The sequence below is a fragment of the Stappia indica genome (genome assembly GCF_009789575.1).
Lineage (GTDB): Bacteria > Pseudomonadota > Alphaproteobacteria > Rhizobiales > Stappiaceae > Stappia > Stappia indica_A.
Genome location: NZ_CP046908.1, coordinates 1,317,999 through 1,331,465, shown reverse-complemented (window position 1 = coordinate 1,331,465; position 13,467 = coordinate 1,317,999). Strand labels below are relative to the sequence as shown.

General features: G+C 68.2%; 10 protein-coding genes. 2 read left to right on the top strand and 8 right to left on the bottom strand.

All coding sequences use genetic code 11. The features are described from left to right. Positions 1–40 precede the first annotated feature (40 nt). From eda to GH266_RS06310, 8 genes are all read right to left on the bottom strand, one after another. Positions 41–685 (bottom strand): bifunctional 4-hydroxy-2-oxoglutarate aldolase/2-dehydro-3-deoxy-phosphogluconate aldolase, encoded by a 645-nt coding sequence (gene eda, locus GH266_RS06345; RefSeq protein ID WP_158193147.1) that lies wholly within the window; start codon positions 683–685, stop codon positions 41–43. A gap of 27 nt (positions 686–712) precedes the next feature. Continuing rightward, positions 713–2,548, bottom strand: a complete 1,836-nt coding sequence (gene edd / locus GH266_RS06340; RefSeq protein ID WP_158193146.1) for a phosphogluconate dehydratase — start codon at positions 2,546–2,548, stop codon at positions 713–715. A 180-nt stretch (positions 2,549–2,728) separates the two neighbouring features. Further along, positions 2,729–4,201, bottom strand: coding sequence for a glucose-6-phosphate dehydrogenase (zwf, locus tag GH266_RS06335; protein WP_158193145.1), 1,473 nt, complete (start codon positions 4,199–4,201; stop codon positions 2,729–2,731). A 30-nt stretch (positions 4,202–4,231) separates the two neighbouring features. After that, positions 4,232–5,161 (bottom strand): carbohydrate kinase family protein, encoded by a 930-nt coding sequence (locus GH266_RS06330; protein WP_158193144.1) that lies wholly within the window; start codon positions 5,159–5,161, stop codon positions 4,232–4,234. Between the two features lie 49 nt (positions 5,162–5,210). Then, a complete protein-coding gene (locus GH266_RS06325; RefSeq protein WP_158193143.1) occupies positions 5,211–5,990 on the bottom strand; it encodes an ATP-binding cassette domain-containing protein in 780 nt (259 codons plus the stop codon). Then, the gene (locus tag GH266_RS06320) at positions 5,987–7,063 is read right to left on the bottom strand and encodes an ABC transporter permease (protein ID WP_158193142.1); all 1,077 of its coding nucleotides are present in this window, start codon (positions 7,061–7,063) and stop codon (positions 5,987–5,989) included. The genes GH266_RS06325 and GH266_RS06320 overlap by 4 nt, the downstream gene beginning before the upstream one ends. 116 nt (positions 7,064–7,179) lie before the next feature. Next, positions 7,180–8,196 carry a sugar ABC transporter substrate-binding protein gene (locus GH266_RS06315; RefSeq protein WP_158193141.1) on the bottom strand — a complete coding sequence of 339 codons (1,017 nt, stop codon included), beginning with the start codon at positions 8,194–8,196 and terminating at the stop codon, positions 7,180–7,182. A 51-nt stretch (positions 8,197–8,247) separates the two neighbouring features. After that, on the bottom strand, positions 8,248–9,546 hold the full coding sequence (locus GH266_RS06310) for an ROK family transcriptional regulator (RefSeq protein ID WP_158193140.1): 1,299 nt from the start codon (positions 9,544–9,546) through the stop codon (positions 8,248–8,250). Between the two features lie 221 nt (positions 9,547–9,767). On the opposite strand from GH266_RS06310, the gene ade reads away from it, so the two are divergent. Both ade and GH266_RS06300 read left to right on the top strand, forming a co-directional pair. Then, complete coding sequence (ade, locus tag GH266_RS06305) at positions 9,768–11,489, top strand: adenine deaminase (RefSeq protein ID WP_158193139.1); 1,722 nt, start codon at positions 9,768–9,770, stop codon at positions 11,487–11,489. A 273-nt stretch (positions 11,490–11,762) separates the two neighbouring features. After that, positions 11,763–13,388, top strand: a complete 1,626-nt coding sequence (locus tag GH266_RS06300; RefSeq protein ID WP_158196070.1) for a long-chain-fatty-acid--CoA ligase — start codon at positions 11,763–11,765, stop codon at positions 13,386–13,388. Positions 13,389–13,467 lie beyond the last annotated feature (79 nt).

The window sequence follows — 13,467 nt, the reverse complement described above, 5'->3', positions numbered from 1 at the left end:
TTCCGCCACGGCCTGCCCCTTTTGCCCGCCCGTCATCGTCTCAGGCCGACAGGCTTGCCGCCTGGCGTGCCCGCGCCTCGATGCCGTCCCAGTCCTCGGCGGCAATCGCGTCCGGCCCGGCGATCCAGGAGCCGCCGACGCACACGACATTGGGGAGCGCGAGATAGGTCGGCGCGGTCTTCTCGGTGATGCCGCCGGTCGGGCAGAAGCGCGCGGCCGGCAGCGGCGAGGCGAGGGACTTCAGCAGCGCCGCGCCGCCGACCGCCTCGGCCGGGAACAGCTTCAGGCGCGAGTAGCCGGCCTCCAGCAACTTCATCACTTCCGAGGCGGTGGAACTGCCCGGCAGCAGCGGCACGTCGTGGCCCGATGCGGCCGCCAGCAGCTTGTCGGTGGCGCCGGGCGACACGACGAAGGTGGCCCCCGCCTCGACGGCCGCCTGGTACTGCGCGGCATCGAGAACGGTGCCGGCGCCGACGAAGGCGCCTTCCACCTCGTGTGCTACGGCGCGGATCGCCTCGAGCGCCTTCGGGGTGCGCAGGGTGATCTCGATGGCCGGCAACCCGCCGCGCACCAGTGCGCGCGCCATCGGCACGGCCCTTGCGGGGTCGTCCACGATCAGCACCGGAATGACCGGGGCCGCCTGCATGATCTGGTCGAGGCGTTCGGTGTTCTGGCTTGTGGCCATGAAGTCGTTCTCCGTGAATGGCATGCGTCAGGCGGCAAACCCGTGATTGCCGAATACGTGGGCGCCCTGGTCGGCCGGGCCGGCAAAGGCGCGGAAGGCGGCGAAGAGGTCGCGGCCGACGCCGTGCTGGTGGGCCGAAAGGTCGGCGGTCGCGGGCGTGCGCGCGGCGAACTCCGCCGCATCGACCAGCACTTCGAGCCGGCCGGCGGATGCGTCGACGCGCAAGAGGTCGCCGTCGCGAATGCGGGAGATGGGGCCGCCGTCGACGGCTTCCGGCGTGACGTGGATCGCCGCCGGCACCTTGCCGGAGGCGCCCGACATGCGCCCGTCGGTGACCAGCGCGACCTTGATGCCGCGGTCCTGCAGCACGCCGAGCGCCGGCGTCAGCTTGTGCAGTTCCGGCATGCCGCAGGCGCGCGGGCCCTGGAAAGGCAGCACGGCGATGAAGTCGGAGGTGAGCTCTCCCGCCTTGAAGGCGGCCTGCAGGGCCTCCTGCGAGGCGAAGACGCGGGCCGGGGCCTCGACCACGCGCCGTTCCGGCGCGACGGCGGAGACCTTGATCACCGCGCGGCCGAGATTGCCCTCAAGCACCGTGAGGCCGCCGTTCTTCTGGAACGGCTCGCTCGCCGTCGACAGGACCTTGGGATCGCCGCTGTCGCGGGTTGCGGGCACCCAGGCGACGCCGCCTTCCTCGGTCAGCCGCGCCTCGACCGTATAGGCGTCGAGGCCGGTGCCGGCGACCGTGCGCACGTCGCGGTGCAGCAGGCCGGCCTCCAGCAGCTCGCCGATCAGGTAGCCCATGCCGCCGGCCGCCTGGAAGTGGTTCACGTCCGCCATTCCGTTCGGATAGATCCGGGCGATCAGCGGAACGGCGTCGGAGAGGTCCGAAATGTCGTCCCAGGTCAGGCGGATGCCGGCGGTGGCGGCGATGGCGACCAGATGCAGGGTGTGGTTGGTGGAGCCGCCGGTGGCGTGCAGGCCGACGACGCCGTTGACGATGGCGCGCTCGTCGATCATCTCGCCGACCGGCGTATAGGCATTGCCGAGCGCGGTGAGCGCCAGCGCGCGCTTTGCCGCCTCGCGGGTCAGCGCATCGCGCAGCGGCGTGCCCGGATGCACGAAGCTGGCGCCCGGCAGGTGCAGGCCCATGATCTCCATCAGCATCTGGTTGGAATTGGCGGTGCCATAGAAGGTGCAGGTGCCCGGCGAGTGGTAGGACTTGCTCTCAGCCTCCAGCAGCTCGGCCCGGCCGATCTTGCCTTCCGCATAGAGCTGGCGGGTCTTGGCCTTCTCGTCGTTGGACATGCCGGTGGGCATCGGGCCGGCCGGAACGAACACCGCCGGCAGATGGCCGAAGGACAGCGCCCCGATCATCAGGCCGGGAACGATCTTGTCGCAGATGCCGAGGAAGACGGCGGCGTCGAACATCTGGTGCGACAGGCCGATGGCCGTCGACATGGCGATCACGTCGCGGGAAAACAGCGACAGCTCCATGCCGGCCTGGCCCTGGGTGACGCCGTCGCACATCGCAGGGACGCCGGCGGCGACCTGGGCGACCGCTCCGACCTCGCGCGCCGCATCGCGGATCAGCTCCGGAAAGCGCTCGTAGGGCTGATGCGCCGACAGCATGTCGTTATAGGCGGTGATGATGCCGAGGTTCGGCACCACGTCGCCGGCCAGCCGTTCCTTGTCGGTGACCCCGCAGGCGGCGAAGCCGTGGGCAAGGTTGCCGCAGGAGAGCGTCGAGCGGCGCGGGCCGTTTTCGGCGGCAAGGCGGATGCGCTCCAGATACTGGGTGCGGCTGTCACGGCTGCGCTCGATGATGCGCTCGGTCACGGCGGCGATCGTGGAATGAAGGCTCATGGCGGTTTCCGTCCTTTCGGTTGCGGTCTGTCCGGCGGGAGTGCTCCGGATGAGTTGCCTCTGACGACCGGCGATCCTGTGGACCGGCAGGCGAACGCCTGTTCCGGCACGACGTTTAAATCGATTTAATTCCCCGTTCAACCGGGATGAGGGTGCCCCATCCCGGCCGAACCAGTCAGCTCAGATCAGGTCCTCGAACCAGGTGCGCCCGTCGCGCTCGATCAGGGCGATGGCCGCCGATGGTCCCCATGTTCCCGACGTGTAGCCCTTCGGCGGTTCCTTCAAGGTCGACCAGGCCTGCAGGATCGGGTCGACCCAGGCCCAGGCAGCTTCCACCTCGTCGCGGCGCATGAACAGGGTCTGGTTGCCGCGGATCACGTCCATGATCAGCCGCTCGTAGGCGTCCGGGTTGCGCACGGCAAAGGCCTTGGCGAAGGACATGTCGAGCGGCACCTGCCGCAGGCGCATGCCGCCGGGGCCGGGGTCCTTGATCATCACCTGCATGCGCACGCCCTCGTCCGGCTGCAGGCGGATGACGAGCCGGTTCGGGGGGATCGCGCCGGCTTCCTCGCCGAAGATCGAGTGCGGGATCGGGCGGAACTGCACGACGATCTCCGACACGCGGGTTGCAAGGCGCTTGCCGGTGCGCAGGTAGAAGGGAACATTGGCCCAGCGCCAGTTGGCGATCTCGGCCTTCACCGCGACGAAGGTCTCGGTTTCGGATGCGGGGTTGCTCAGCTCTTCCAGATATCCCGGCACCGCGCCGCCCGCCGAAGCTCCGGCCCGGTACTGGCCGCGCACCGTGGTGCGGGAGGCGAGATCGGCATCCATCGGCCTCAGCGCCTTGAGCACCTTCAGCTTCTCGTCGCGCACCGAATCCGCGTCCATCGACTCGGGCGGCTCCATGGCGACCAGGCACAGCAGCTGGAGGATATGGTTCTGCACCATGTCGCGCATCGCGCCGGCCGTGTCGTAATAGCCGGCGCGGCCCTCGACGCCGAGCGCCTCGGCCACGGTGATCTGCACATGGTCGATATGGGCGGCGTTCCAAAGCGGCTCGAACAGGGCATTGGCGAAGCGCAGGGCCATCAGGTTCTGCACCGTCTCCTTGCCGAGATAGTGGTCGATGCGGAAGATCTGGTCCTCGCGGAACACCGCGCCGATGGCGGCGTTCACCTTGCGCGCCGACTCGCCGTCCTTGCCGATGGGCTTCTCGATGACGACGCGGGCAAGCTCAGTGGTCAGGCCATGGGCGCCGATCCGCTCGCAGATCGGGCCGAAGAAGTCGGGCGAGACCGCGAGATAGAACGCGCGCACCACGTCCTCGCGGCCCGTCAGGGCGGAGGCGAGCTCGGTCCAGCCCCGCTCGCCTGCCGCATCGACGGCAAGGTATGAGAGGCGGTCGAGAAACCGCGCCAGCGCCTCGTCCTCGATGTCCGAGACATGCTCGCTGATCGCTTCGCGGGCGAACTCGCGATAGTCGCTGTCGGACATGTCGCGCCGCGAGCAGGCGAGAATGCGGGCATCCAGCGGGATCTGCCCGTCGAGATCGCGGTGATAGAGGGCGGGCAGCAGCTTCCTGTGCGCCAGATCGCCGGTGGCCCCGAAAACGATCAGGTCGAACGGGGCGACTTCGATGACACGCGCGGCCATGGCGGTCCTTTCACTTGTGCGGTTTCGCTGTCAGGCGAGAAGTTCGGCGCGGCGGGGGAGGTCCGCTCCACGCCGGGTACAGGTGACGGCAGAGGCTCTGCCTGCATAATCGAGGAGATCGGCGAGCGCGTCTTCCCCCAAAGCGGAGAGTGTCGCGCGGCTGCGGGCGGCGGTCTCGCCGAGCCGTGCCAGCAGGGCAGCCTGGAACGTGTCGCCGGCCCCGACCGTGTCGACGACGGCAACGCTGCGCCCGGGCACGCTGGCGCTTGCGGTCGCGGTGAAGGCGCTCGCGCCCTCTCGCCCGCGCGTCACGATGACGAGGGCGGGACCGCGGGCAAGCCAGCCGCGCGCCAGCTCGGCCGGATCGGCGCCGGGAAACAGCGTCTCGGCATCCTCGGCGCTGATCTTCAAGAGGTCGACATGCGGCAGGAGGTCGTCGAGCCGGCCGCGCCAGGCGGCAAGGTCGGCAACGACCGTGGGCCGGATGTTCGGATCATAGGCGACGAGGCGACGCCCATGCTCGCGCCGGACCAGCTGCAGCAGGCTGTCGCCGACCGGCGGGACCAGGGCGGAGAACGAGCCCAGATGGATCGTGTCGACGCCCTCCGGAAGCACGGGCAGGTCGTCCGGCGAGACCAGCCGGTCGGCCGCGCCTTCCCCGTAGAACGAATAGGCCGGGCTTCCCGAGGCATCGAGGCCGACGACGCTGAGGGTGGTCAGCGCGTCGCTGTCGACGACGAGGGAGGTGTCGACGCCTTCCGTTTCCAGCGCGCCCTTGAGACGGCGGCCGAAGAAGTCGCGCGACAGGCCGCCGAAATAGGCGACCGGAACCTCGAGCCGCGCAAGGCCCACGGCGACATTGAAGGGCGAGCCGCCGATGCGGGCATCGAGCGTCAGCTGCCCGCCGCCGCCGTCCTCGGCAAACAGGTCGAACAGCGCTTCGCCGCAGACGAGAATCATTGAACGGAGCTCCTTCGAGGCATCGGGATCGGCGGGTCTTGTCTCATCGTCAGGCCGCCGCGGCCTGCGGCGGTTCCATCGCGCCGGTCATGATGGCGACAGCGTCGGACATGGAGAAATCGTCCGGCCTTATGACACAGGCACGACGCCCGAGGCGATGGATATGGATGCGGTCGGCGACCTCGAAGACATGCGGCATGTTGTGGGAAATCAGCACGATGGGCAGGCCGCGCGCCTTCACGTCGCGGATCAGGTCGAGGACCTTGCGGCTTTCCTTGACGCCGAGGGCGGCGGTCGGCTCGTCCATGATCACCACCTTGGAGCCGAAGGCGGCAGCGCGTGCCACGGCAACGCCCTGGCGCTGGCCGCCGGACAGGGTCTCCACCGCCTGGTTGATGTTCTGGATGGTCATCAGGCCGAGTTCGGAGAGCTTTTCGCGGGCGATCTTCTCCATCGCCTTGCGGTCGAGCTTGCGCAGGTACTTGCCCATCCAGCCGGGGCTGCGCAACTCGCGGCCCATGAACAGGTTGTCGGCAATCGACAGCGCCGGCGACAGGGCAAGGTTCTGGTAGACCGTCTCGATGCCGGCTTCGCGGGCCCGCATCGGCGAGGAGAAGTTGACCGGCCTGCCTTCCAGCCGGATCTCGCCCTCGTCGGGAACGACGGCACCGGAGATCGCCTTGATCAGGGTCGACTTGCCGGCGCCATTGTCGCCGATCACGGCGAGGATCTCGCCGGGATAGAGGTCGAAGTCGGCCCGGTCGAGGGCGACGACGCGGCCGTAGCGCTTGACGAGGCCGCGGGCGGTGAGGATCGGTTCGCGGGTCATGCTGCAACCTTTCTGATCCACTGGTCGATGGCGACGGCGCCGATGATCAGCATGCCGATGAGCAGGTAGGTCCATTGCGGATCGGTGCCGATGAGGCGCAGGCCGAGCGAGAACACGCCGACGATGAGCGCGCCGAACAGCATGCCGAGGATCGAGCCGCGCCCGCCGAACAGCGAGATGCCGCCGATCACCACCGCGGTGATGGATTCGATGTTGGTGAACTGGCCGGTGGTCGGGGAGACCGAGCCGAGGCGGCCGATCATTGCCCAGCCGCCGATGGCGCAGATGAGGCCGGCCAGCGTGTAGACCGAGATGCGCATGCGGGCGACGCGCACGCCGGCCAGCTCCGCCGCCTCCGGATCGTCGCCGATGGCATAGACATGCCGTCCCCAGGCGGTGTGGTTCAGCACGTAGTTGAGGATCAGCACCAGCAGGAACATGGCGATGACGCCATAGGTGAAGACCGCGCCGCCGATGCTGAACTTCTCGCCGAAGAACTGGAGGATCGGGGCCTGCGCCTCGATGTCCTGGCTGCGGATCGTCTCGTTGGCCGAGTAGAGGAAGTTGGCCGCCAGCACGATCTGCCACATGCCGAGCGTGACGATGAAGGGCGGCAGGCGCATCCAGGCGACCAGAGCGCCGTTGATGAAGCCGCAGAAGGTGCCGCAGGCAAGGCCGCACAGCACGGCGATCTCGGGCGGCAGCCCGTAGCGGAAGGTGAACTGGCCCATCACCACCGAGGACAGGACCATGATCGCGCCGACCGACAGGTCGATGCCGGCGGTCAGGATCACCAGCGACTGGGCGCAGCCGACGATGCCGACGATGGCCACCTGCTGGAGAATGAGCGTCAGGGCGAAGGGCGAGAAGAATTTCGAGCCGAGCAGGATGCCGAACACCGCCAGCGACAGCACCAGGACGATCAGCGGCACGAATTCGGGGCGGGCATGCAGCCGGTGCTGGATCCGGTCGATGAGCGGGCGGGCAGGGCGCTCGAAGGCGGCAACCTCCGAGGAGCTTCCGTCGAGGCCCTTTTCGAAGTCGTGTTTTGCGGATGTCTGTGCGTCGCTCATTGGGTCTCCTCCCCCGCAACGGTGCCTGGACTGGAATGCCTGGACTTTAAGATGGCCCGCGCGGGAGGGGCGTTGCCGTCCCGCGCGGAGCCGTCGTCAGTCTGCGATGCGGGGCATCAGCCCCAGCACTTGTCCATGCCTTCCTTCGTGTCGATGGAGGGAACGCCCTCCGCCGGCTTGTCCGTGACCAGCGCGACGCCCGTGTCGAAGAAATTCTTGCCCGGCGTCGGCTCCGGCTTGGCACCGGTCTCGGCGAAGGTCTTGATCGCCTCGATGCCGAGCGAGGCCATCAGCAGCGGATACTGCTGCGAGGTGGCGCCGATCACGCCTTCGACGACGTTCTTCACGCCCGGGCAACCGCCGTCCACCGAGACGATCAGCACGTCGTTCTCGCGGCCCATCGCCTTCAGCGCCTCATAGGCGCCGGCGGCGGCGGGCTCGTTGATCGTGTAGACGACGTTGACCATGGGATCCTTGGTCAGGAGGTTCTCCATGGCGCGGCGGCCGCCTTCCTCGTTGCCGGCGGTCACGTCGTTGCCGACGATGCGCGGATCGTCCTCGTCGCCCCAGCGGTTCGGGTCCTTCACGTCGATGCCGAAGCCGGTCAGGAAGCCCTGGTCGCGCAGCACGCCGACGGAGGGCTGGCTGACGGCAAGGTCGAGCATGGCGATCCTGGCGTCGGCGGCCGCATCGCCGAGCGTGGCGCGGGCCCACTGGCCGATCAGCTCGCCGGCCTTGAAATTGTCCGTGGCGAAGGTCGCGTCGGCCGCGTCGACGGGCTCCAGCGGCGTGTCGAGCGCGATCACCAGGATGCCGGCATCGCGTGCCTGCTTGACGCTGTCGACGATACCCTTGGTGTCGGAGGCGGTGATGAGGATGCCCTTGGCGCCGTCGGCGATGCAGGTCTCGATGGCCGCGACCTGGCTCTCGTGGTCGCCGTCGATCTTGCCGGCATAGGACTTCAGTTCGATGCCCAGTTCTGCCGCCTTGGCGGTGGCGCCTTCCTTCATCTTGACGAAGAACGGGTTGGTGTCGGTCTTGGTGACGAGGCACGCGGAGATGTCGGCGCCGAGCGCCGGAGTGGCCGCGGCCATGCCGAGCACGGTGCCGGCGAGCATGAGTTTCCTAAGCATTGTCAGTTCCTCCCAGTTGGCTTGCGATCGGATCGCAGGCCGTCCGGCCCCTCAAGCCGGGCGGCCATCCTGTGCGGGCTCGACGTCCTTGCGCGCCTTGCGCGCGGCGGCATCGGCAGCACCTCGTTTGCCCTCGTTCGCGGTCGGGATCGCGGTACGGGGCGAATAGTTGAAGAAGATCGGCAGGTTGGCGGCGCCGACAGCGCCCGCGTCCTGGCCGAAGGAGCCGCGGCGCAGGCGCGGCGGCACGCGCGACTGCGGCGCGGCCAGCGCCAGCGAGCGGGTCAGGTCGTCGATCAGGCGCTGCGGCAGGCCGCCGTCGATGTCGAAGTCGATCACCACCAGCGGCACGTCGATCAGCGAGATCGCCGACCAGATCGCCGGGGTCAGCGCGGCGACGCAATCCTCCAGCCACTCTTCTACCGCCGGGTGGCCGCTTTCGGCCGCGCGCTCCAGGTCGTCCCGCGTCTCCGCGACGATGCCGTGATGGGCAAGGTGGCGCTTCAGCGCCGAGAGAGAGGCGCGGGTCAGCAGGATGTCCATCTCCCCGCGCGGGGCGGGGGCGGAGGCGAGCCGGCTGCGCGGCACCGGGATCATGGCGACGTCGCCGGCATTGCCCTGGACGCCCTTCACGCAGTCGCCGCCATAGACGACGCCGCCGCCGATGGCGGGACCGAGGAACAGGTAGAGGAAGTCGTCGGCATGGCGGCCGGCACCGGAGAACAGCTCGGCGATGGCGGCGGCAGTGCCGTCGTTCTCGGAAAAGACCGGGAAGTCGACCGTCTCTTCCAGCATCTGCTTGAAGTCGATGTCGTCCCACAGGTGGAAATTCGCCTTGGGCAGGCCGAGCTCGTGCAGCCAGGAGCCGAGGTTGAACGGCATGGCGACGCCGACGCCGGCAATGCGCGCATGCTCCTGCGGCGAGATCAGCCGCAGCAGGATGGCGATGTCGCGGGCGACGATGTCGACGACCCGCTCGGGCTCGGGCAGGAACCGGTCGTGCGACTGCCGGCCGATGATGCGGCCGGAAAAATCCGCCAGCACCGTCTCGATCGAGGTGCGGTCGATACGCACGCCGAAACCGTAGGCCCCGGTGGCGGACAGGCGCAGCATGGTCGCCGGCTGGCCGCGCCCGCCGTCGTGCCGCTTGCCCAGCGTCTCGATGAGGCCGCTGGCCGTCAGGTCCTGGATGATGCCGCCGATGGCCGCGTTGGTCAGCTGGGCGAGGCGCGCCAGATCCGCCTTGGACGCGTCGCCGACACGGCGCAGCACCTGCAGCACGATGCGCTCGTTGTAGCGGCGCAACTGAACGGAATTCGATCCCTGTCCGACGAGCGGGCGCCTTGCCACGAGAAATCCTCCCTCACCGACCGCCCCGCCTCTGCCGGGCGGTTGGACGATTTATTTCTTTAAGTTGATTTATTAATTATCGACGGGCGGCGCTTGTCAATCCGCTTTCCGTGCTGCAGCGCGGAATCCGCAACGTCCGGTGGCGCTGGCGCGCCCTGCCGTGCTTGTGCCATGCTTGGGTGCAAGGCAAGGTGCAGGGATCGCACGGCAGGGAGCGCGACATGCCGAACACGATGGAAACACGGGCCTTTCTCGAACGGGCGATTGCCGCCGGGCGCGGGGAGGAGCCTGCGGATCTCGTCCTGCGGAACGTGCGCCTGTTCTCGGTGATCGACGGGTCGCTGACGGAGACGGATGTGGCGATTGTCGGCGACCGGATCGTCGGGACGCATGGACGCTATCGCGGGAAACGCGAAATCGACGGCGGCGGGCGCATCGTGGTTCCGGGCTTCATCGACACGCATCTGCATGTCGAATCGTCGCTGGTGACGCCGCTCGAATTCGACCGCTGCGTGCTGCCGCACGGCGTGACGACCGCGATCTGCGACCCGCACGAGATCGCCAATGTGCTGGGCGCGGCGGGTATCCGCTATTTCCTCGATGCGTCCGAGCGCACGCTGATGGACCTGCGGGTCAATCTGTCGTCCTGCGTGCCGGCGACCGCATTCGAAACGGCCGGCGCGCGGCTCGAGATCGAGGATCTCGAACCGTTCCGCGACCATCCGAAGGTGATCGGCCTGGCGGAATTCATGAATTTTCCCGGCGTGCTGGCGCGCGATCCCGGCGCCATCGCCAAGCTGGCGGCCTTCCAGGACGGTCATATCGACGGGCACGCGCCGCTGCTGTCGGGGCTCGATCTCAACGGCTATCTTGCAGCGCGCATCCGCACCGACCACGAGGCGACCACGGCGGCGGAAGCGCGCGAGAAGCTCGCCAAGGGCATGACCATCCTGATCCGGGAGGGCTCGGTGTCGAAGGACCTGGAGGCTCTGGCCGAGATCCTGACGCCGGACGCATCTTCCTTCGTGTGCCTTTGCACCGACGACCGCAATCCGCTCGACATTGCCGAGGAAGGCCATCTCGACAGCATGATCCGGCGGCTGATCGCCCGCGGCGCCCGGCCTTGCGACGCCTATCGCGCGGCCAGCTGGTCGGCGGCGGTCGCCTTCGGCCTGCGCGACCGGGGGCAGGTGGCGCCGGGCTGGCGCGCCGATATCGTGCTTCTCGACGATCTGGAGGACTGCCGCGTCCATTCGGTCATCGCGGCGGGGCGTCCGGTGGACGAGGCGGCCTTCGCCGCGCGCCAGTCGCTGCAGCCGGTCGGGCTCGACAGCGTGCGCCTGCAGCGTCCCGTGACCGCGGAGGACTTCCGCATTGCGGCGACCGGCTCGAACGAGCGCGCCGTCATCGGCGTGGTGCCGGGCCGGATCATCACGGAGCACCTGTCCCGCAGCCTGCCGGAGGGGGAGGGCGGGTTGCTGGCCGATCCCGCTGCCGATGTCGCCAAGGTCGCGGTGGTGGAGCGGCACGGGAAGAACGGCAATATCGGCCGCGGCTTCGTCTCCGGGTTCGGCTTGCAGGGCGGGGCGATCGCCTCCTCCGTCGGCCATGACAGCCACAATATCTGCGTTGTCGGCTGCGACGACGCCTCGATGGCGACGGCGGTCAACCGGATCGCCGAGCTGCAGGGCGGGTTCGTCGTGGCGCGCGGCGACACGGTGATGGCGGAGCTTGCCCTTCCCGTTGCCGGGCTGATGAGCCTTGCCTCGTTCGAGGAGGTTCGCCATGCCTTGGAGTCGCTGCGGATCGCCGCCCGTGCGCTGGGCTGTACGCTGCCCGAGCCGTTCCTGCAGGTCGCCTTCCTGCCGCTGCCGGTCATCCCGCATCTGAAGATCACGGATCGCGGGATGTTCGACGTCGACCGTTTCGCGCTGCTCGGTTGAGCGTGGCGACTGCCGCGATGCCGATCTCGGCCGCCGCGTGGTAGAGTCGCCGCGTGGTAGACTGGCGCAAGGCCGGAGCGCCGCCGGAGAGTCGGATTTTACGTTGACGTAAAGGGAAGGCTTGCCCATGTTGACTGTGCCGGCGAAGCCGGCCGCGGGTCTGCGGGAGGGGCGGGCGCCGTGCAACAACAGGGCACGATCCACGTGCCGGGTCCGGGAGGAACCATCGTGAGCGAACCGCAGGTCTGGCTTGCCGCTTTTCGTCCGCAGCCGATGCACACCTATCTCGACACGGCCGCCAGGGAGCATGGCCGGCGACCGGCCATGGACTTCCTCGGCAAGGGCTGGACCTATGCCGAGATCGCGGCGCTGACCGACCGGGCGGCGGCCGGCCTTCAGGCGATGGGCGTGGTCAAGGGCGACAAGGTGGGCCTGTGCCTGCCCAACACGCCCTACTACACGATCTTCTATTTCGCGGTGCTGAAGATCGGCGGCATCGTGGTGAACTTCAACCCGCTCTACGTGGAGCGGGAACTGTCGTTCCAGGCGCGGGACAGCGGCACGCGCATCATGGTGACCATGGATCTCAAGGTCATCTACGACAAGGTGGAGGCGGTGCGGCGCGAGGGAACGCTCGACCGCGTCATCGTCTGCCCGATGGCCGATATCCTGCCCCAGCCCAAGAAGCTGCTGTTCCAGCTGTTCAAGCGCGGCGACCGGGCGCGCGTGCCGCAGGATGCCGCGCATCCGCGCTTTTCGGAAGTCGTCGGCCACGGCGCCAGCCCGCGCGTTGCCGACATCCGCCCCGATACCGACATCGCCGTGCTGCAATACACCGGCGGCACGACCGGCGTTCCCAAGGGGGCGATGCTGACCCACACCAACCTTGCCGCGAATATCGAGCAGATGCGCTCGATCTTCTGCGAGGCGAAGGTCGGCGAGGAGAAGATGCTCTGCGTGCTGCCGTTCTTCCACGTCTTCGCGATGACGGTGGCGCAAAACCTCTCGGTGGTGCTGGCGGCCGAGATGGTGTTGATGCCGCGCTTCGAGCTGAAGATGCTGCTCGACACGATCCGGCGAAAGAAGATCACGCTGTTTCCCGGCGTGCCGACCATCTACACCGCGATCAACAATTCCGAGATGACCAAGGGCTACGATCTCACCACGATCCGGCTGTGCATCTCCGGCGGCGCGCCGCTTCCGGTGGAGGTGAAGACCCAGTTCGAGGGGCTGACCGGCTGTATCCTGGTGGAAGGCTACGGCCTGACCGAAGCCTCGCCCGTGGTTGCGGCGAACCCGCTCAACGAGAACCGCCGGGCGGGCTCCATCGGCCTTGCCATTCCCGGCACGGTGCTGGAATTCCGCAGCCTGGAAAACCCGTCCCAATGCGTACCGGAGGGCGAGAAGGGCGAACTCGTGGTGCGCGGGCCGCAGGTGATGGCCGGCTACTACAATCGCCCGGAAGATACGGCCCGGGCCATCGAGAACGGCGCCTTGCATACGGGCGATGTCGGTTACCGCGATCCGGACGGCTTCGTCTATCTGGTCGACCGGATCAAGGACCTGATCCTGTGCTCGGGCTACAACGTCTATCCGCGGATGATCGAGGAGGCGATCTACCAGCATCCGGCGGTGGAAGAGACGATCGTCATCGCCATTCCCGACCCCTATCGCGGCCAGGCGCCCAAGGCCTTCATCAAGCTGAAGCCGGACGAGCACGTCTCCGCCGAGGATCTCCGGCAGTTCCTGAAAGGCCACCTGTCGCCAATCGAGTTGCCGCAGGAGATCGAGTTCCGCGACGCCCTGCCCAAGACGATGGTCGGCAAGCTGTCCAAGAAGGAGTTGGTGGAGGAGGAGAAGGCGAAGCGGGCCGCCGCCGCCGCTGCCCCTGAAGGCTGACGGTCTCCTCGTGTTCGCAAGTCCTTGCGTCGGCGGTGCTTGATGCGGGCGGGCCGACTTGGCATTGTCGGCAATGATC